Origin of the sequence: Rhodoferax sp. GW822-FHT02A01 (genome assembly GCF_038784515.1) — a bacterium.
In the GTDB taxonomy this organism is placed as follows: Bacteria; Pseudomonadota; Gammaproteobacteria; order Burkholderiales; family Burkholderiaceae_C; genus Allorhodoferax.
On the sequence record NZ_CP152376.1, the window covers coordinates 3,508,649 to 3,529,199 of the forward strand.

The 20,551-nt window shown below is 55.9% G+C and carries 10 protein-coding genes, 1 tRNA gene and 3 pseudogenes; 5 read left to right on the forward strand and 9 right to left on the reverse strand.

Annotated features, from left to right (window positions below; translation table 11 throughout):
* The first annotated feature begins 670 nt into the window (after window positions 1–670).
* Window positions 671–1,876, forward strand: a complete 1,206-nt coding sequence (locus AAGF34_RS16495; RefSeq protein ID WP_342616805.1) for an MFS transporter — start codon at window positions 671–673, stop codon at window positions 1,874–1,876.
* Window positions 1,877–2,259: 383 nt separating this feature from the next.
* Here the strand turns inward: AAGF34_RS16495 and AAGF34_RS16500 are convergent, their stop codons facing one another.
* The 5 genes from AAGF34_RS16500 to AAGF34_RS16520 all read right to left on the reverse strand — a co-directional run bounded on the left by AAGF34_RS16500 (window position 2,260) and on the right by AAGF34_RS16520 (window position 10,294).
* Entirely contained in the window at window positions 2,260–3,435 is a 1,176-nt protein-coding gene (locus AAGF34_RS16500; protein WP_342616806.1) for a hybrid sensor histidine kinase/response regulator, read from the reverse strand.
* A gap of 24 nt (window positions 3,436–3,459) precedes the next feature.
* A complete protein-coding gene (locus tag AAGF34_RS16505) occupies window positions 3,460–6,366 on the reverse strand; it encodes a PAS domain S-box protein (protein ID WP_342616807.1) in 2,907 nt (968 codons plus the stop codon).
* 35 nt (window positions 6,367–6,401) lie between these two features.
* On the reverse strand, window positions 6,402–7,367 hold the full coding sequence (locus AAGF34_RS16510; RefSeq protein ID WP_342616808.1) for an NrtA/SsuA/CpmA family ABC transporter substrate-binding protein: 966 nt from the start codon (window positions 7,365–7,367) through the stop codon (window positions 6,402–6,404).
* Between the two features lie 170 nt (window positions 7,368–7,537).
* Window positions 7,538–9,862, reverse strand: a complete 2,325-nt coding sequence (locus tag AAGF34_RS16515; protein WP_342616809.1) for an EAL domain-containing protein — start codon at window positions 9,860–9,862, stop codon at window positions 7,538–7,540.
* Between the two features lie 60 nt (window positions 9,863–9,922).
* A complete protein-coding gene (locus AAGF34_RS16520) occupies window positions 9,923–10,294 on the reverse strand; it encodes a response regulator (RefSeq protein ID WP_342616810.1) in 372 nt (123 codons plus the stop codon).
* A gap of 1,202 nt (window positions 10,295–11,496) precedes the next feature.
* Between AAGF34_RS16520 and AAGF34_RS16525 the strand changes: the two are divergent.
* Window positions 11,497–11,865, forward strand: a pseudogene (locus AAGF34_RS16525) (PAS domain-containing protein); the annotation flags it as partial.
* Window positions 11,866–12,288: 423 nt separating this feature from the next.
* Entirely contained in the window at window positions 12,289–13,920 is a 1,632-nt protein-coding gene (locus AAGF34_RS16530) for a methyl-accepting chemotaxis protein (protein WP_342616811.1), read from the forward strand.
* Window positions 13,921–14,180: 260 nt separating this feature from the next.
* On the opposite strand, the gene AAGF34_RS16535 is transcribed toward AAGF34_RS16530, so the two are convergent.
* From AAGF34_RS16535 to AAGF34_RS16550, 4 genes and pseudogenes are all read right to left on the reverse strand, one after another.
* On the reverse strand, window positions 14,181–17,183 hold the full coding sequence (locus AAGF34_RS16535) for an Ig-like domain repeat protein (RefSeq protein WP_342616812.1): 3,003 nt from the start codon (window positions 17,181–17,183) through the stop codon (window positions 14,181–14,183).
* A gap of 49 nt (window positions 17,184–17,232) precedes the next feature.
* Window positions 17,233–17,643, reverse strand: a pseudogene (locus tag AAGF34_RS16540) (IS3 family transposase); the annotation flags it as partial.
* Between the two features lie 691 nt (window positions 17,644–18,334).
* Window positions 18,335–19,003 (reverse strand): annotated as a pseudogene (locus AAGF34_RS16545) (IS66 family transposase); the annotation flags it as partial.
* A gap of 167 nt (window positions 19,004–19,170) precedes the next feature.
* Window positions 19,171–19,255: transfer RNA gene (locus tag AAGF34_RS16550), tRNA-Leu, on the reverse strand.
* 40 nt (window positions 19,256–19,295) lie between these two features.
* Between AAGF34_RS16550 and cysM the strand changes: the two genes are divergently transcribed.
* Together cysM and AAGF34_RS16560 are read left to right on the forward strand one after the other, a co-directional pair.
* On the forward strand, window positions 19,296–20,198 hold the full coding sequence (gene cysM / locus AAGF34_RS16555; protein WP_342616813.1) for a cysteine synthase CysM: 903 nt from the start codon (window positions 19,296–19,298) through the stop codon (window positions 20,196–20,198).
* A 55-nt stretch (window positions 20,199–20,253) separates the two neighbouring features.
* A complete protein-coding gene (locus tag AAGF34_RS16560; protein ID WP_342616814.1) occupies window positions 20,254–20,481 on the forward strand; it encodes a sulfurtransferase TusA family protein in 228 nt (75 codons plus the stop codon).
* The last annotated feature ends 70 nt before the right edge of the window (window positions 20,482–20,551 follow it).

Below are 20,551 nucleotides of genomic sequence, written 5' to 3' on the forward strand. Positions count from 1 at the left end.
ACCTCGACGGCGAATCACTTAAGCGCTGGCGACCCTTGTCCACCTGCCCAAAAGCTTCCCAGTCGGGCACATAGCAGTAACAGAGTACCTGTCTGCAAGCCATCATTCACAACAACGGTACCCACTGGAAACGTATGCTACGGCATTTTCATTCAATAACCTATGATCACTATCATGGCTACATCGATGAGGATCATCGTGGCCACAGTTCTTAGCCGCGAAACCCAGTCAGTCAGCTCGGTTTTTCGAACCCCACGTTATCGTCGTGTCGGGCGACACATTCAAGGTGTGCGACGTGAGTTGCAGTTCACGACTTTCTCTTGGACGCAGCATCAGCCGATGCGGATTCTGACTGACAGCGTTGCGGTAGTGATAGACCGTTGAGTGAGTGATTCGAATTTGGGTCATGGCAGGTGGCGAAAGCTCAAGGGGAGGGCTGCATTCCAACGAGCGCACACCAACCTTCTCGTGGACTGTGCAGCCGCTTGAGTCCCTTGCACAGTTTGGGGATCATCGAAGTTGCGGTCAAATCTTGCATCACGACATTTTCATGCACCGGTGCTTGACGCGACACAAAATGGCACTGGCGAGTTTGATCCGTAGGGACTGCCCCCCAATGATTTCTGTGATGATGCGCGCTACGGTCTAATGGCCTGAAGGACCACTCGATTTGTTCAAGAAACTGATTCCACATGGGGCCGATGTCGACATCGCCCCAATATTTGTCGCGCGCGCGTTGCGTGGTTTTGCCGATGGCTTCGTGGCCGTGCTGTTGCCTGTCTATTTGCTGGCGATTGGATTTGGAGGCGTTGAAGTTGGCGCGATCGCTACAGCGACGCTTTTGGGATCGGCATGCGCGACCCTTGCTATCGGAGCCTGGGGCCATCGTTGGACCGGCAAGGCTCTGACGGTTGCAGCGGCCCTGCTTATGGTAGCTACCGGGTTGGGCTTTGCATCCATTCAAGCGTTTTGGCCGATGTTGCTAGTGGCATTTGTGGGCACGCTCAATCCAAGCTCTGGTGACGTGAGTATTTTTCTCCCTTTGGAGCATGCTAGGTTGGCTGCCGCGTCCGATTCCGCGGCCAGAACCGATTTGTTTGCGCGGTACGCGCTCACGGGAGCGCTGTGCGCAGCCATTGGTTCGCTGGCATCTGGAATTCCGGACCGGGTAGTGGCTGCTACTGGCGTTGAGAGGCTTCTGGCATTGCGTGGCATGTTCATGCTCTACGGAATCATCGGGCTGGCTGTCTGGCGGCTATATGGGAAGCTTCCGAACACTGGCGATTCGCATGGCGAAAAGCCCGCGCCGCTTAATCAATCGCGTATTGTGGTGATCAAGTTGGCAGCATTGTTCTCAGTGGACTCATTTGCGGGTGGATTGGTCCTCAATTCGCTGCTGTCGCTTTGGCTATTTCAACGGTTTGGCCTTTCGCTGGCCGCAACCGGAGCATTCTTTTTTGCCTCGGGGCTGCTTGGCGCAGTTTCTCAGCTCGCCGCGCCCCAGCTAGCCAAGCGGATCGGCTTGGTCAACACCATGGTCTTTACCCACATCCCCGCAAGTTTGTGCCTAATCGGCGCTGCATTCGCACCTTACTTTGAGCTAGCCTTGGTTTTGCTTCTGGTTCGTGCGTTGGTGTCGTCGATGGATGTACCTGCCCGCAGTGCTTTCGTGATGTCGGTCGTTCAGCCCCACGAACGGGCTGCTGCTGCCAGTTTCACTGCGGTGCCGCGCAGTTTGGCTTCGGCCTTGAGTCCGGTGCTGGCAGGGTGGCTCTTCCAGTCGGGATGGGCTGCCGCTCCATTGGTGGCCTGCGGAGTGTTGAAAATCGCCTACGACTTGGCGCTGTGGCGAGCGTTCCGATTGTTCAAGCACTAACCGCTCGGTCCAATGAATGATGAGGGTTCTTGTTCACCTTGGATGACCGGAGTAGGGCGGGAAGTGGTCATACGCACCTAAGAACTGAATGACTGCCGCAGGTCGACTCCTGAGACTGAGGCACCGAATCAGCTTTGCCCGAAGGTGCCGTACAAGTTGGCTTGCCAGATTGCTGGCGAGCAGCGCCAGTGTGCCCATGGCGGTCATAGGCATCCGATATTTCGTCGCCAGCAAGCTGTCATTCGATTGGAGCTGAACCGTCGATGACTTAGTTGCGAATTGCATTGCTGTGCCCTCCGTCCGAACTTTCTGTCGATGACATTTTTCGGTGGCCACTCGTACATCGAATCGCAACTTAACCTTAGCTCCCTCGATGTCCTGAGTTACACACCGTGGCCATGTGCCATATTAGGCAGCGTCAAGGTAAAGGTGCTGCCGCATCCCACTTCGCTTTTCAGTGTAATGCGTCCGCCCAGTAGCTTGGCGAGTTCGCCAGAGAGGTACAGGCCCAGTCCGGTGCTTTCGGTTCCCTTGCCGTGTTCACCGACTTGTGTAAATGCGGAAAACAACCTTGCCTGGTCTTGGGCAGAGATGCCAACACCGGTATCCGACACACTGATGCAGACTGCGGCGTTGCTGCCGTCAGCCGTCTGGCTCAAATCCAGCGTCACAGAGCCCATGGGTGTGTATTTAATGGCATTGTTGGCCAGATTCATCACGATCTGGAACAGCGCTCGACGGTCCGTGTTGAGGCGGACTTCTGACGTCGGGACATGAACATCTAGCACAAGGCCTTTGCCAACAGCCAGCACTTGCATTGCGGCGGCAACTTCCTTCAGCAGTGCTTGGCACATCACCGGTTCGGGATTCAGTTCGATTTTTCCAGATTCGATGCGGGCGAGGTCTAGCAGGTCATTGATCAAAGAGAGCAGATGCTTGCCACTGGAGCAAATGATCTCGACATGCTCTTCCTGCTCCGGGTTCAAAGGCCCGGTGAGCTTCATCTGCAGTATTTCTGCAAAACCCAGAATTGCGTTCAAGGGAGTGCGAAGTTCGTGGCTCATTGTGGCCATGAAATGGTCCTTTGCTCGTCGTGCGCGCTCTAGCTCAGAATTGGCGGATTCCAGTGCCAAAGTGTGCTCATGCAGGCTGTGAGTAAGTGCCGCATTCTCTATGCGCAGTTTGCGAACTGCCAGGGCGCGTGTCAAAACTGGCAAGATGGCACTGAGCTTGAATGGTTTGAGGATGTAGTCCAGTGCTCCCACGCGCATGGCTTCTACTGCAGTGGTGATGGTTCCATTACCGGTCATGATGATGCATACCAGTTGCGGGTCGATCTGCTGTGCCGCCTGCAGCAACGCAATGCCATCCAGCTCTGGCATCATCAGATCCGTCAACAGCAGGCTGAAGTGGCCCGTGCGCAAGGCATCCAGGGCTAGGCGACCGCTGTTGAAGCCGATGGTGTGAAACCCTTGATCCTTCAAGGTGTCGCACAGCGCCTGCATCTGAGCACGTTCGTCATCCACAACCAGAATATTGACTTCGGAGACTTCTTGCATCATGTACCCTCTTGCAGCTTTGATCTACTTCGAGTTTGAGGTGCAGCACTGCACGAAGGCGTCGCGCAGTTCCCGCAACTTTGGTGGTTTGCTGAGTACAACGTCCACGTACGGAGGAAGCTCGCCACTGGACAACAGGCGACGTCCCCAGCCCGTCAGCAATATGACCGGGGTGATGGGGGAGAGGTGTTTTACCACCTCGGCCACCTTGCGACCATCGGTGTGTGGCATGCCCAAGTCAGTGATCACTAGGGAAAACGGATGTCCCACTTGCTGAGCCGCGCGAAAGGCGTCGATGCCCGCTTGACCACCATTGCTGGTACTGACGTGGTGGCCGTCAGTGGCCAAGGCATCTTGCAACGACTTCAGTAGCATGGGGTCGTCGTCCACCAGCAGGATGCGCATATGTGATGGAACTACGCCAGGCGCCGGTTCCGGGCTTGGTTCGGCCATGGTCACGGGGATGGGAAACACCAGTCTCATGGTCGTTCCCTGGCCGGGAGCGCTCTCAATTTCGATGTCTGCGCTGTGCCGCTCAATCACGCCATACACCATGGCCAGCCCCAGGCCGGTGCCGCGTTCCCCTTTAGTGGTGAAAAAAGGCTCCAGGCAACGTTGGCGTGTATCTGCGTCCATGCCCATACCAGTATCCACAACTTCAAGATGAACCGATTGCAATGCATTGGTGTCGGTTACTAGCTTGGTGCGTAGTGTCAGTGTACCGCCTCCAGGCATCGCATCCACTGCATTGAAAAAGAGGTTCACCAGTGCCTCGCGAATTTCACTTTCTATCCCCATGACCATAGGTAGATCGGGCGCAAGCTCCTGCTTCAATTCGATAACGACGCCGCGCTGTTGCGGCATATCACTCCAGCGTGCGCGCGTCAGGTCAGTTACGTGTTGCAGCAACACGTTCAGCTGTACCGGCGCCAGCGTGAGCTGTGATTCGCGCTGCCGATAGAACTCCCCCATGCGTGCCACAGTTTGCGCAACGTCCTCTATGGAGCGCTGCATGGTCTCCAGGTACTTGCGTGTGCGGACGCTCAGGTTGGGCTCGTTTTGCAACAGCGACTCCGTATACAGGGCCACCGGTGAAATGGCATTGTTGATGTCATGTGCTATGCCGCTGGCCATCTGCCCGAGTGCGCCCAGACGTTCCTGCTGCATCATCGCCTGCTGTGACTGGCGCAGGTCATCGTATGCCTGCTGCAGCGTCCCATAGAGTTGCGACTGGTGTGCAGCCAGCGCCACATGCTCGCTGAGTTGGAGCAGGAATTCGCACTCGCCGCTGCTAAAGGCGTTGGGCGCATGACGTGCAGAAACCAGCACACCGAACACCCGGCTTTCCGTCAGCAAAGGTGCAATGACGAGAGAGCGCAGAGCACCGCGCGCCAAACGCTGGGGAAAGGGAAACGCCACATTGAGGATGTCGGGCTCGTAAACCAGTTCCCCCTGAACACAGCGTGACAAGCCATTTTCATCGATGCCCACACGAGCTTGGTTCGTCATGGCGAGCTCCTGCGCCAATGCGCCGCTGCGTACCCCCACGCTGACAACCACCAGACAGCTGTTGGAGGGCTCATACAGGCACATGCAGCAGAAATCCACGGGCAGTTGTTCCTCCAGGCTTCGCACAACTACCTGGAATATACTGGGCAGATCCTGCCGTTCGCCGATGGCACGGGTGATCTGATGCAGTAGGCTCAGCCGCCCCAGTTGGGCCTGCAGTTTCTGCTCGCTTTGTCTGCGCTCGCTAATATCCCGCACAAAGCCAGTGAAGGTAGGCGGATGCGCCGAGCCGCTGCGCGTGATGGACAATTCCACGGGAAACTCGGAGCCGTCCGAACGAATTGCCGTAAGTTCCTGGCGTTGACCCAGCACCGGTCCTATGCCCGTGACCATGTAATGCGCCATTCCTTGGCGATGGCGTTCACGCAGTGTTGCCGGTATGAGCAGGTCTGCCATGTCGGAGCCCAGAACGGCCTGCCGCGTGTAGCCAAAAATGCGTTCAGCGGCCGCATTGAAATCCAGGAGCTGCCCTTGATGGTCTATCGAAATGATGCCGTCAAGTGCGGTACTTACGACCGCCATGTTGCGCTCCTGGCTTTCCCGCAGTGCAACTTCGGTGCGTCGACGCTCAGCAATCTCCAACTGCAATTGGTGGTTCGACTGCACCAGTTCATCGCGCGAGACGGTGGTGCCTTGCAGCTTTGCGGTCATGGCGTCAAAGGTGCGCGCCAGTTCGCCAATTTCGTCGCGCGCGGTCACACTCAACCTGTGGCCGAGATTACCGGCGCCCACCACCGCAATGCCATCGCGCAGACTGACCAGAGGTCGAATCACGCTGCGCAAGAGAAGCAATATGGTTGCACCAATGACCAGCAGCACCACTCCGCCGGATGTCGCCACGGCTAGACTAGCACGTTGTTGGGCCTGGAGCACGGCGATACGGCTGCGCTCGGACAAGCGCAGCGCAATGGCGATCATTGCCTGCGTCTCATTGACGATTTGACCGGACAGGCGAGAATCCAATTCATCCAGCACAGTGCTGTTTTGTTTGACCAGCTGGCGCTCTTGTTGGTTGGCGACCAATTGGCCAAATAGGTCGCTGACACCTTCCTGGGCCCGGTTCAAGGTCTGGATGGAGGCCAGTTCCTGATCGTCGCTGAACCCCTTGACGCTTGACAGCAGCTTGAGCAGCGAGGCTTGGCTCCATTGCCATTGGACGCGGGTACGCTCTTCGTGGTGCAACACATATTCCATTGTCAGGTAGCGTACCGAAGTGGCTGCTTGCAGGATCTGACTTGCCGACTCGTTCTTTCCGAGTTCTTGGCTGATTTGTTGCGTCGCTATCCACAGAACCATTCCGACGCCGCCGATGACAACAGTGCTCAATAGCCCAGCGAGTTGCAGTCGCGTGGAAATTTGCATTCCAGCGCTCCCTTCCATTCAATGTAATAAAGAAACTAATGAATAACCGTTACCGAGCCCGGTTGAACCGCAAGCATGCCGTCCAAATCGACGTTGTTAAGGTAGTTGGGCATGCCACTGGGTGCTACTAGCTTGTTCTTGATCACCCAACGACTTTCATCCTCCAGTGCAAGTAACAGGCTCTGGTCAAGGGAGATGTCGAAGTGGTAGCTGGGCCACAAGGGCCTCAAACTCGTCGCTTCTATCTTCATGACCTTGGCAGTAATGCGCTGGGCCAACTCTGGCATGTTCTGGCAGAACTGTGCACCGCTGATCAGTGCGCGCAAGACCTTTTTAATTGTTTCCTTGTGGTCGACGGTGTATTCACGCGTACCGCTGAGGTTGTAGGTGGCGTTATAGACACCATCGGTGGAAAAGTTGGCACCATTTGCGCCAGCCTGCTGTTTGATTACATCCACAAACGGCTCCCAGGTGGAAACCGCATCCACATCACCCTTGATCAGGGCTGCGCCGAGTTCCTCCGGCTTGAGGTCCACCAAGGTCACGTCGCTGGCTGACATTTTCTGTCGGTTCAAAAAGGCGTCTAGCACAAAGTGCCCGGAAGTTCCCAACGTGGCTCCGATTCGCTTTCCCCGTAAGCTAGCGGGCGTAGTGACGTTCCTGTCCAGTCGGCCAACTATTCCATAGTCCTTGGTCGTGCTGAAAATAGTTGCAACGATGCTAACAGGTTGCCCCCGCATTACGGAGAACACCACGGGAATATCCGCCGAAACACCCAATTGGGCCTTACCCTGTAGAGTGGCGGCCAGTGCATCTTTTCCATTGGTAAAGGGCAGAATATTGACTTGGAGTCCTTGCTGAGTGAAATAGCCGTTTTCCTGTGCTACGAAAATGGGGCAGCTGCCGGCATAGACAGTATTGGTTGCAAGAGTCAACGACTCCATGGGTGCTGGTATTGTTGAATTCCGGAAATTCCAAAGATATCCGGCAATCACCAGCATAAGTAGTGCCAGACCCACGACCAATTGGAGAATCGATTTGCCAAACTGAGTCTTGGTGATAGTTGACGTCGTTTGATTCACCCATGCGTGCCGTACCGGCAATTTAGGTCGGAATATAAACGTAGTCAACATTTGGACCATGAGTTGTTCACAGAGGAAAGCTATGTGAATCATGGTGAATCGACGTCATGCTGGTGTACTAGCACCGGTGCCATTCGCTCCAGAACCTCCACGCGCTTTAGGAGTCTGCGATTTTCAGAAAATATGTTGAATCGACGGAATGCCTCATGCACGCTTTCTCGCAATTCAGCATCACCTATCGGTTTGCTCAATACTTTGAACAAATCACCGCGGTTTACTGCATTGATGACCGTGCTAAAGTCGGCGTAACCAGTGAGCAGTAGTCGAATGGTATCGGGATACATCTCTTTGACGGCATGCAAGAAGTCGGTCCCTGTCATGCTAGGCATGCGCTGATCCGAGATGATGACACCGACTTCGTGTGCAGCGAGCAACTCAAACGCTTCGACGGTGCTGGAGGTCGTGAGAGTCGGCCAGCGCTCCCTGCGAAATATTCTGCGCATAGCTGCCAATACGTTAAGCTCGTCATCCACAATCAGCAGTGCAGATTCCGCAGCTGGAGGATCGACATCTGCCTGCAAAAATTCGCCCTTGACGAGAAGTGCCGCAATGTCCTGCGGTGGTACCGGGCGGCTGTACAAGTAGCCCTGCGACTCCTGGCACATTTGCTTGCGCAAATATCCATGCTGCCCTTTTGTTTCAACGCCTTCGGCTATGGTCTCCAAGCCTAGGCTGGCGGCCATCGCCAGGATGCTGCGAACCAAAGCAGCGCTTCCAGTGTGTTGAGTCATATCGCGTACAAAAGACTGGTCTATTTTGATGCGATCGACCGGATAGCGCTGCAAGTAGCTAAGTGATGAATAGCCCGTTCCAAAGTCGTCTAAAGACAGCGTGATGCCTAGGGATTTCAACTGGTGCATCATGGAGATGGTTTGCTCGGCGCTCTCCAGAATGAGACTTTCTGTTAGTTCCAGTTCCAGAAACTCGGCGTCCAATTGTGTCTCTTCCAACGTCCTTCTAACAATTGCGATCAAATCAGGGGAGCGAAATTGTTGTGCCGACAAATTGACTGCCATGCGCAAGGGCGCATGGCCGGCCAGTTGCCATGCCTTTGCCTGCTGGCATGCCATACGCAGAACCCAGGCTCCTACCTTGGGCATGAGTCCTGCCTCTTCCAGAAGGGGGATAAATTGTGCCGGTCCAACCAAGCCCAGCTTGGGGTTTTGCCAACGCAGCAGAGCCTCCACGCCAACGACGATGCCGGTTCTTAAATTGAGTTGCGGCTGAAAGTGCAATACAAATTCGTTTTGCTCCAACGCCCGATGCAAATCAGTGAGCATTTGAAAGCGCTGCGCCAAACCACGATCAAGGTCTGCCGAATACAGCCGGTAGCCTATTTCTTCCGTGGATTGGTCAGTCGCGGCCTGGGCACGGCGCAACAAATTGCCCCAATCATTTTCGTGCAAGGGGTAAGCCACAACGCCGATGCCCATTTGTAGATACACATCTTTGCCATCCGATTTGAAGGGAGGCGATAACACATCGCGCACTTTGCGTGCGAAGGCTTCCAGCGTCGTTCCGTCTTGCAATTCTGGAGTGACGATGACGAATTCGTCTGGAGCTAGTTGAACTACCAGTCCATCTTGACCACGATGAGAGTCCAGGCGAGATGCAATTCTGCGAAGAACTTCGTCCATCGCTAGTCTGCCAAGTGCCAGCACGATCTGTTCGACGCGTCTCAATCGAATGTTGACCATCGTCAGCAGGCGACCATTTCGATCGGCCATCGCAGCGAGATTGGGCAGCCTAACATCCAGAAGCGCTCGGTTCGGGAGTCCTGTTTGGGCATCATAGAACGCAAGGTAGTAAAGCTTGGACTCTCCAGCAAGGCGCTGTTGGTCAGCACGCATATTACCCAGCGAGAAGGAGACATCGGCTGCGACTTCATCCAACAGATCGGACACCACCGGATCGACTACATCGCGTGCGCTGCAGTACAGCATGAAGACGCCAATGAACTTGGATAACTCCTTCAGCGGCAAACCCGCCATCGATAGGAAACCTTCATCCAACATGGCTTTTTGACATGGCAGTGGACCCGTTCCGTTTTCCAGATCGTTGCAGATGATGGGTACCTGCCTCTGGAGAACATATTGTGCGGTGGATTCAATTACTTCTGGTGAGTGAGGATTGCCAGGCAGGTGACCACTCTGGGCCATTTGCCGGAAGTGACCAGAGGTTGGATCGACCAAACCAATCCATGCAAACTGAAATAGATTGGATTCAACGGAAATATCGCAAACGTCACGATACAAACGGTCTGGAGAATCAGCACGAACAATGGCACGATTGACGCGACTGAGCATAGTCAGGAATCGGTTGATGCGATCTACTCTCCCCATCTCCGTTTCCATGCAAACACTCCCCATTTTGATGTTTTCAAAACCGTAGAACCCTACCGCAGTCCACAAAAATCATGCTTTAGGGGCTTGCAGGAATTCAGCCAGTCGCTTGGACAATTCCCAACGATCAATTGGCTTTACCAAGATACCGTCAGCACCGCACGATGCAATACGCTGCCTCGCGGCGACGTCGTATAGGGCCGTGACAACGACGATAGGAATAGACGTAGTCTGGGCATGGTTCTTGAGGCATCGTATTACTTCGAATCCATCCAGTCCTGGCATCATCAAGTCCAGTAGAACAATGTTCGGTTGCTCCGCGATGGCCAGTTCTATTCCATTCTCTCCGTCCCGAGCAACCAATGGCATATGCCCTTCCGCACGAACCAATATTTCTAACAATCTGCAGTTGGAGGCATCGTCGTCAATAATCAGAACTTTCATAAACATCAATTTTGTCAAATACTCACGCTATTCAAGCTGAATGCAAACAGACAAGACTTTTGAAGGATGCGCCCAGTTTGCCTCTCAAAGTTCAATAAGTCCACCATAGTAGCTTTAATAGAAGTTGGAAAGGTCGGGTAACAAATGGCCCTGTCTTGATCGCATGAATTCACGACAGAATGCAGCGCGTTTGTCCAGAACGAAAGGCAAGTTGGGACCATGTCATCTTGTTCCTTTTTGTATACTGTATCGACAATAAAGCGTTAGGCTAGTATCAATCTTGAATCGATTACAAAATTAAGTAACTACTTACTATGCCTTGGCTCATGCTATCCATCTACAACAGAAAGCGGCGTACCGCGCGCAAGCAGCATTGGGCTAACGATATCAAGTTCAGGGAGCCCTGTCCTAAAGAGCACCGCATTGGGAGGAACATAACTTGTTCCATCGAGGCACGAATTAAAGTCCCTCACGTCAACTGCAGGGACGTAGGCGCCAACCACACGGAAGTAAGCCTGCACGCCATTCTGTGTAATGGAATTCGATACAACGGCTGAATAACGGGAAAGACTTCGTTCCCGAAGGAAATATTTTGAAATGTAAACACTGCGGTCTAGATCACACAAATTCAAGTTGTACTTTGGCGACTCGCCTCACAGTGACCAAGACTGGCAGCCTCGTAACCGTGTAAAGATGTCCTATCAGGATGCGCCAGAGCTCCACGGGTGGCGAATTTAACTAGCAGTTGCCGGTTATTAGTTATTAGCCGCTAGTGGTCGACTCCTGAAATAGTGGTGCCCGAGCGGCTAGCCGCATAGCTGACGTTGGAGTCAACCCTCAGAGCTGTGGTCGTTGATGAGTACCGCCGGTGTGCCCAGACCGACCATTGTCTTCAGTTAAATCGACGCATGAAAGCTGTCTTTCGGATTTGAGCCTACTGGAGATACTAAGGTACCGTCGAAGGCAATTTCTCGTCCGAATCGTGCTTGGCCTCTCATTGCGTCCTACGTCTTTACAAACTGCAGCACAAATGTTACTTGGTCTATGTGTGCTAGCGAACATAGTGCACCAACCCAAGTGGTTACCCTGTAAAACGTGTTGCCGCCGCTTAATTCTTTTGGGCAGTGGACCATGCGCCGCCGTGTGACCGGTCCGGCAAGCGCGTTCCCCTGTTCCGATCTTTGTTTTTTCGGAATATCACGATGCCAGTTCCATCCCATGAGCCAGAGAGCCGCGCCATCGCGGACACCATTGTTGACGCTCAACGACAGGAAACACTGGTCAAAGCGGGCGCTTTGCAACACGCTATTTTCAATAGCGCCAATTTTTCCAGCATCGCTACGGATGCGCGGGGCGTAATCCAAATTTTTAACGTTGGCGCCGAACGTATGCTTGGGTTTGAGGCCGCCGAAGTAGTGAGCAGGATTACACCGGCCGATATCTCGGATCCGCAGGAGCTGGTCGCCAGGGCGCAAACGCTCAGTGCAGAGCTTTCCAGCACCATCCAACCTGGTTTTGAAGCGCTTGTTTTCAAGGCTTCGCGTGGGATTGAAGACATTTATGAGCTTACCCCATCGTTATCCGTGAACTTATGGCCGCCGTTGACGAAATTCTGGCCAGTTTGGAAGGTACTACCCTTTAGGCGCAGAGAATGATTCGCTTGGCAAGAAAGTTTCAAAAATGAGGTGACGGAGCTTGGTAATCACAAGCGACAGCGCTAGACTGAAGATCAGACGGTGTGCAATTCTGCCTTCAAGGACCAGGCATTTGGTTGTGTAAGCAAACTCAGTTCAGGCCCGTTTGATGGTTTTGAACGATTGACATCTTTAATTTGGTAGAAAAAATATATGATCGGTAACCGTTTGAGTTTTGTTGGAAAATTTCGTCTTTTGATTGGAACGACCATCCTGGGGGTGGCTTTACTTGCCACATACGCGGTGCTACAAATACGCAGCGAAATCTTTAACGGGCGTAGAGCCGAGTTGGTGTCAGCGGTGCAATCGCAAACCAATATTGTTGAGGGATATCAAGCTGCCGCTGCCGCAGGCAAGATGAGCGTGGAGGATGCCAAGAAGGCAGCCAGTGAGGCGGTGTTCCACGCTCGGTATGGTGGTGCTGACGGCAAGACCAACTACTTTTACATACTCACTACCGATGGCGCGGCGGTGATGCACCCCTTCAACAAGAACTGGACGCCAGGGAAGAGTCAGATTGGCGTTATCAATGCGCAGGGCATTGATACAGTCAAAACTTTTGTGGACGCAATGCGCGCCAGCGCCAATGGCTCTATTTTCATTGAATCATTCGTGGTCAAACCAGGCGAGACCCGCAGTGATGCACCAATCTTTCCCAAGCTTCAAAACATTCGCCGTGTGCCAGGCTGGGACTGGATGATTGGCTCCGGTCTCTATACCGATGAAGCGGAAGCGCAGGCGCGCTCGGCTATGTACAGTGCCCTGGCCATCATGGCGGCGGTCTTGGTAATCATTGCTGGCGTTGGCATGCTGATAGCGCGCAGCACCTTGCGCCAGTTGGGTGGTGACCCTGCCGATGCCATATACGCAATGGACCAGGTGGCCGGGGGAAACCTGAGTGTAAATACGCTCTCATCCCATAAGGGCAGTCTGCTGGCATCCCTGGCCACGATGACGGGGGCATTTAGAAGTACCGTGGAACAAGTACGAAGCTCGGCCGAAAGCATTCAAGTGGCAAGCAACGAAGTGGCTTCGGGAAATCTGGATCTGTCCAACCGCACCGAACAGCAGGCCAGTGCGTTGGAGGAAACGGCGGCCTCCATGGAAGAGCTCAGTTCCACGGTCAAGCAAAACGCTGAAAACGCCCGACAAGCCAACCAGCTTGCACAGAGCGCATCCGTGGTTGCTGTCAGGGGAGGTGAGGTGGTTTCTCAAGTGGTGGATACCATGAAGGGCATCAACGACAGTTCCAAGAAGATCAGCGACATCATCAGTGTGATTGACGGCATTGCCTTCCAGACCAACATTCTGGCGCTGAACGCAGCCGTGGAAGCGGCGCGCGCCGGCGAACAGGGTCGTGGCTTTGCGGTGGTAGCCAGCGAAGTGCGCAGCCTGGCTGGACGCTCTGCTGAAGCGGCCAAGGAGATCAAGAGCCTAATCAACGCCAGCGTGGAGCGGGTGGAGCAGGGCACGCTGCTGGTAGACCAGGCCGGTACCACCATGACCGAAGTCGTGAGTTCCATCCGCAGAGTGACGGACATCATGGGTGAGATCAGCGCCGCCAGCACGGAGCAAAGCCAGGGTGTGGCCCAAGTGGGCGAAGCCGTTGCGCAACTGGATCAGGCCACGCAGCAGAACGCGGCGCTGGTGGAGGAGATGGCCGCTGCCGCATCCAGCCTGAAGGGCCAGGCACAGGACTTGGTGCTGGCTGTGGGCGTATTCCAACTTGGCAATGAAGGAAATGCCGCTACAACGCAACGCAGCATCGCTGGTCTGCAAAGTTCCAGCGTGCGGCGAGTGGAGCGGGCTCCCACAGTTGCTGCCAAGCAGCCCTCGAAATCTGTACCCAATCGCATACCCTTGAAAGTTGGTCAGGTGAAGAAAAAGGTCGCTGTAACTGCCGGCGCAGATGGAGAATGGTCTGGCTTTTGATTACCGTCCGGTTTTGTCTAACTTACTGCAGATGGCAGCAATGTGATCACTTCGTCAACCGACTCTCCGCAATGCGCAGTTCATAGGAACTGATTCCTCGGCTATGGACCCGCAAAGCGCAAATTCCTCAAAGTCGTGTAAGGGCAGAGGTCGACTAAAGAAGTACCCTTGGTAAGCGTGGCAGCCAGCGCTTGCCAGAAAATCTCTTTGTGCGGTCTGCCGTTTCCAGCGCATCCAGGTAGGCACCCGAATGATTTCATTTAATGCACCCCAGGAATGAATCCCGTGCCACCACCGGCTCCAGGGCGAGATTGCAAATGGTAGTGATTACCTTCCTCTTGCCCCCAACTGCCGCCAGATGAGAAGCACTGCGCAAAGCACGCCTCAACTGTTGAACGAGTCAAATCAGGATTTGAATTCTTGCCAACGTCACAAGCCTGCCCAGTTTCATGAGCGCTTCCTTTGCTGTGTTCACCTTTCCAACCAGCAGTCACAGTCACTCCATGATTGGCAGTTCCATTTGCGCACGCAGAAAAACATGAAAGAGCACCAGCGGTTGCGTCGTTCACCGGCCTACCCGCCGTCGGCGTATATCTGTAATTGACAGATGTATCGCCCCGTCTGTCTAACCCCATTGGGTCCACATAGCTATGTGGATTCCCCTCGACATAGCTGTAGGTATTAATGCCCCCCGCCAGCCCGATGGGGTCAGATTGCCGGTATCGCCCTTGGCGCGCGTCGTAAGTGCGGTTCCAGTTATCAAAGAGACCGGTCTCCGCATCAAACACCTGCCCCGGGAACCTCTGGTTGTAGACGAAGGTGCCCAATGAGCTCGGGTCCTGGTTAGGAGCGGTGCCCCCAAAGGCTTCTGCCGTATCCCACCGCCATACGATGGCGTTGTCGCTTGACTGTGTAATCACCCGAGGCGCATGGGTGTGATCGGCATAGACGTTGTACAGGTTGACAGCAATATTGCTCTGGGCGGCCGCGCCCGTCTGCTTCATCACCCCCACCGGCAGTGCCGCAGGGCCTGCACCCAGATAGACGGTCTCGTCGATCGGGTTGTGATTGGCGTCGTACTCACCCAGCAGATTGCCGGCCTCGTCATAAACGAAGTAGGCCTTGCCGGTCGGAACGAGCGTTGTGTTGCTCGTCTTTAAGACCCGCTGCTCCAGCGCGTTGTAGGCATAGCCCACGGTGCCCCCCGCATTGGCAGCACTGGCCATGCGTCCGCGGTCACTGTAGGTGAAGGTGTTCATGCCGTCAGCGGTGATGTTGCCTGCAGCATCATAGGCCAAGCTGGCCGTCCCACCCACATCCTGAATTTGTGTAAGGCGGTTGCTGCTGGGGCTCACCGTATTGGCGTAGGAGGTACTACCCACCACCTTAGCTGTGCGGTTGCCATTGGCGTCATAACTGTACTGGGTGGTCACCCCCCCAAAGGTGGCGCTGATGACGCGGTTGAGGCTGTCGTAGCTAAAGCTCTGGTCCAGATTGGGTGTGGCAACCCCGTTGTTGGCGTGGGTCAGGGCGGTGATGCGCCCGGCCGCATCGCGGCTTAAGGTGCGCGCCTGGCCCGCTGCGTTGCCGCTGCCCGCAGGATTGCCCAGTGGATAGGAGATCAACTGCCCAAAGCTGTCATAGCCCAGGCTGTATGCGAGCGAGTTGCCCCACACCCAACTCTTGGGCGCCCCATCCACGTTGGTGGTGAGGCTGGAGAGCAAAGGTGTGCTGGTGGTGCTGATGCCCACCCCGTTGGCGTTGACCGTGTTGATGCTCACGCCGGAGAGTTGGCCTGTGCTGTCGTAGCTGTAGTTCACCTGGTTGCCACTGGGGTAGGTGATGGCAATGAGCTTGTCGGTGGCACTGCCCGTATCCCCCCAGGTATAGCCCACGATGAAAGTCTGGCCGTTGGTCACCTGAGTCTTGCTGGTCATGCGACCTGCAGAATCAAAGGCGTAAGTCTGGCTACCTGACTCGTCAGTGATCTTGGTGAGTTCCCCCTTGGCTCCAGCATAAGGGGCGCTGCCACCGTCGTACTCCAGACTGGTCGCAACCCCCGTGGGGTAGCTCACCGAGGTGAGCCGGTCCAACACATCATAGGTATAGCTGGTTACCTTGCCTCGGGCATCGGTGCGGGTCAGCAAATTGCCCTTGGCGTCATAAGTAAAGCCTGCCGTACCGGAGTCCGGGGAACTCTGCGAGTTGACCTGTCCCAGCCCGTTGGGACTGTAGGTGGTGGCCAGACTGCGAGGGTCGATCACTGCGGTGAGGTTGTTGGCCAAGTCGTAGCTGGCACTGGTCACCGTCGGGAGGGGCGCGCCTTGGTTGGCGGGCTCCTGCTTCTGGATTGGTCTGCCCAGGCTGTCGTAGTAGGTGGTGGTGGTCAGCCCATTGGGGTCAATGGCAATGGTGGGGTGGCCCATGGCGTCATAGCCGTATTGGTAGGTCATCGTGCCACCGCCTGCCCCTACCGTGCCTGAGGGGCTCACTGTAATAGACACGGCAGATGAAGCGGATGCCAGGTTACCTGGGTCGCCTGCATAGCTTGCCGTAATGGAGTGGGTCCCCGCAGCCAGGGCTGTGGTGGAGAAGCTGGCAATGCCGCCGCTCAGTGTTGCGCTGCCCAGTGAGGTCGATCCGTCCAGGAAGCTGACCTGACCGCCGGGACTGGAGCCACTGACCGCAGCACTCAAAGTGACTTGCTCACCGGCCGTGATGCTGGTCTGGCTGGCATTCAACACCGTGGTGCTGGCAACTGTCGGGGCTTGGATCGTCTGGCTGAGCGCCGAGGAGGTACTGGCCGCATTGTTGGTGTCGCCCGCGTAGGCGGCCGTAATGCTGTGGCTACCTACAGCCAGGGAGTTGCTTGAGAATGTAGCCACACCGCTTACCAGGCTGCCGCTGCCCAAGGTTGTCGCCCCATCACTGAACGTCACGTTGCCCGAAGGAGATGAGCCCGTAACAGTGGCGCTGAACGTGACGCTCGCACCTGTGGCCGCCGGGCTCAGGCTGGATACGAGGCTAACTCCGCTGGCAACTTGGCCCACCGCCTGCGTCACAGTGCTGGAAATGCTGCTGGCGTTGTTGGCGTTGTTGGCGTCTCCTCCATACACTGCAGTAAGACTGTGGCTGCCAACACTCAAGGTGGAAACGGAGTACGTTGCAACGCCTGAGGAGATGGTTGCACTACCCAGCGAGGTTGCGCCATCCATGAACGTTACGGTGCCACTGGGCACGTTTCCGCTAACGGTTGCTGTCAAGGTGGTGGAGTTTCCAAATGTAGAAGGATTGAGGCCACTGGAGAGCGTTGTTCCGGAGGCTACCCGCCACATCAATGGCCAAACATTCGCGTGTGTACTCGTCCACCACTGTCAGGCATTTCAATTGCTGGCCGTTGGCACATGAGTCAAACACAAAGTCGTAGAACCATACCGAGTTGCGGCCCGCTGGCGGCATAGGCCGGGGCCGAGCCGCTGCGAGATGCCGACGCCGCTTATTCCTGGGCGGCACCTGCAGGCCAGCAGCGCTCCAGATGCGACTGCACCGGTCCCGCCCCATCTCCATGCCCTGGCGCTCCAAGAAGACGTGGATACGGCGTGCGCCAAACCGCGGGAACTGCCCGGATAGCTCTTTCATGGCTTCAATCACTGGCGCATCCTTGAGCGGCATGCGCAATTCGTAATGCAACCCGGAACGTGCTGCTTTCATCAGCGCACAGGCAATATGCCCAGAGTCTGTCTTTATCTCTTAGTTGTTCAAATTTGCGGAGCCACTTTTTTGTAAGAGTCCGGTGAGTACCGTACTTGACAGTCGGTAGTAACCGTCAGATGTCCATCACATGGGCGAGCATGCCGAAGGGCACGCGCCAACCGGTGCAGCCTTCACGTTCGACGGAGGCAGCGCGCTGGTTGTTCCGCGTGATGGTGCCGATTTGAGGTTGCAGATATTTGTCGGTGAACGAGACCCTGTCGCCACGTCGGAAGTCTTGAGGCCCAGGCTTTTGCACTTGCGGTTGAGGCAGTGATGTAGACTGGGCTTCAATCGACTCTGGCCCTGCCCCCGGATCTATGGCGGCATAGGACAGTTTCCACTGTGTTCGGCTGGCATCGTCCTGCACGGTGGCCTGTGCGTCCTTCATTGCGACCACTTTGCCTGCGCGCATCTGGCCGCTACGCCAGTCCATGAACTGCACGGACTTTCCAATATTGAGTTGGCTGCGTATGGCCACAATGCGCCTGGGGTCCGCCAGCAGCCAGTCAATGATGCGGCTGAGCTCGTAGAGTTCGAGACTGCTGGCGTTGGACAGAGCCTCGATCAGCTCGGTGTCATTCATGGTGACACCATTCTGCCAAAGGCAGGATGGCTTCAAGCTGCCAGCTTCATGCTTCAGGGCAGGAGTGCTGAGCTCGCCGGCCACAGCCCACGGCAGCAATTCGGCAACCCGATTGATGGGGTGGTCCGCAATGTGCACCAGCACATGGCGTAGGTACGCATACGGGTCAATGCCATTGAGCTTGCAGGTGCCCACCAAGCTGTAGATGATCGCGGCGCGACTGCCCCCGCTGTCTGAGCCGAAGTGCAGGTAATTCTTGCGTCCCAGCACTACCCCGCGCAGGGCCCGCTCGGCGGTGTTGTTGTCGATCTCGATGCGACGATCTTCCACATAGACATTTAGGGCGCGCCAATTGCCCAGTGCATAGCCAATGGCCGTTGCCAGGGGTGACTTGGAAGAGAGCTGCGACAAGCTCTCGCCCAGCCAATCATGCAGCTGCGCAAGCAACGGCTTGGCATGCCTTTGGCGGTGCAGCAGTCGCTGCTCGGCACCGTGCCCCCGAATCCGTTGCTCCAGGGCATAGAGTGCCCCGATGCGTTGCAGGGCCTGATGTGCCAGGGTACCGACGACGTGCTCTTGGCGCTCATGGATTTCGTGGAACTTGCGCCGGCAATGCGCCGAGCAGGCGGCCTCGATGATGCGTCCGTCCTCGAAGATCTTGTCGTACCCCGCATAGGCGTCGGCCTGCAGTACACCAACAAATCCGCGCAAGTGCTGCCTTGGGTTTTCGCCCTTGCGGTTCGCCGAGCAATTCCAGTTGGGCCTGTGCCGACTCCATCTGCTCGCTGGAGTGCAACCGCTTGAGCTTTGATGAAGGGTGGCTACGAGCACACCATGCGGAAGTGATGAGGAAGCGGATGCGGAAGTGACTCAACATTGCTATCAACTTAATAGCTGTCAAACCACTATTTACGTGGTGCCCGGGGCCGGAATCGAACCGGCACGCCTTGCGGCGGGGGATTTTGAGTCCCCTGCGTCTACCAATTTCACCACCCGGGCAGGCAGGAAGGAAGTCGTAAATTATGGCACATTTATGCACATGAACTTTCTTACCATTGAAGACGCCGTTGGAAAAACCCCGCTGGTTGCGCTGCAGCGCATAGGCGCACAGACCAACACGCAGAACAACAACGTCGTACTCGGCAAACTAGAGGGCAACAACCCTGCAGGTTCGGTCAAGGACAGGCCGGCCCTGAGCATGATCCGACGGGCGCAGGAGCGTGGAGAGATCAAGCCGGGTGACACACTGATCGAGGCAACTTCCGGCAACACCGGTATTGCTCTGGCAATGGCCGCAGCCATCAAGGGCTACCGCATGGTGCTGATCATGCCGGAGGATCTGTCGATCGAGCGTGCGCAAACCATGAAGGCCTTTGGTGCAGAGCTGATCCTCACGCCCAAGAGCGGTGGCATGGAATACGCCCGAGACCTCGCCGACAAGATGGAGCGGGAGGGGCAAGGCAAGGTGTTGGACCAGTTTGCCAACCCGGATAACCCGCGCATCCACTACGAAACCACCGGCCCTGAGATCTGGGCTGACACGGACGGCAAGATCACCCACTTCGTCAGTGCCATGGGAACCACCGGCACCATTACCGGCGTGTCCCAATTCCTCAAGGAAAAGAATCCGGCCATCTGCATCGTGGGCGCACAGCCTTCGGAAGGCTCCCGAATTCCAGGCATACGCAAGTGGCCCGAGGCGTACATGCCGAAGATCTACAACCCGGCCAATGTGGATGAACTGGTCAGTGTGAGTCAGGCGGATGCCGAGCAAATGTGCCGGCGTCTGGCACGCGAGGAAGGCATATTTGGCGGCATCTCTGCGGCGGGAGCCTGCTGGGCGGCCCAACAGATTTCCGAGCGCGAGCGTGACGCAGTCATTGTGTTCGTGGTGTGCGATCGGGGCGACCGCTACCTCTCAACCGGTGTTTTTCCGGCCTGAGGCCACTCCGGCTTGGCTGCGCAACCCTACAATGGACACATAGAGGAACCTACCCATGCAGATCGACAAAGAAATTGACACCCGCGGCCTGAATTGCCCTTTGCCCATCCTGAAAGCCAAAAAGGCGCTGGCGGAACTGCAGAGTGGTCAGGTTCTCAAGGTGGTGTCCACCGATGGTGGCTCGATCAGGGACTTCCAGGCTTTTGCCAAGCAGACGGGAAACGAATTGCTGGACCAGCAGACTTTGGAAAGCGAATTCATCCACGTGCTGCGTCGCCGCTGACTGACTGGCAGCATCGCTCCATCAGAAGCCACCAAACAGCGCGCCTTGGGCGCGCTGTTTTTTTGGGCGC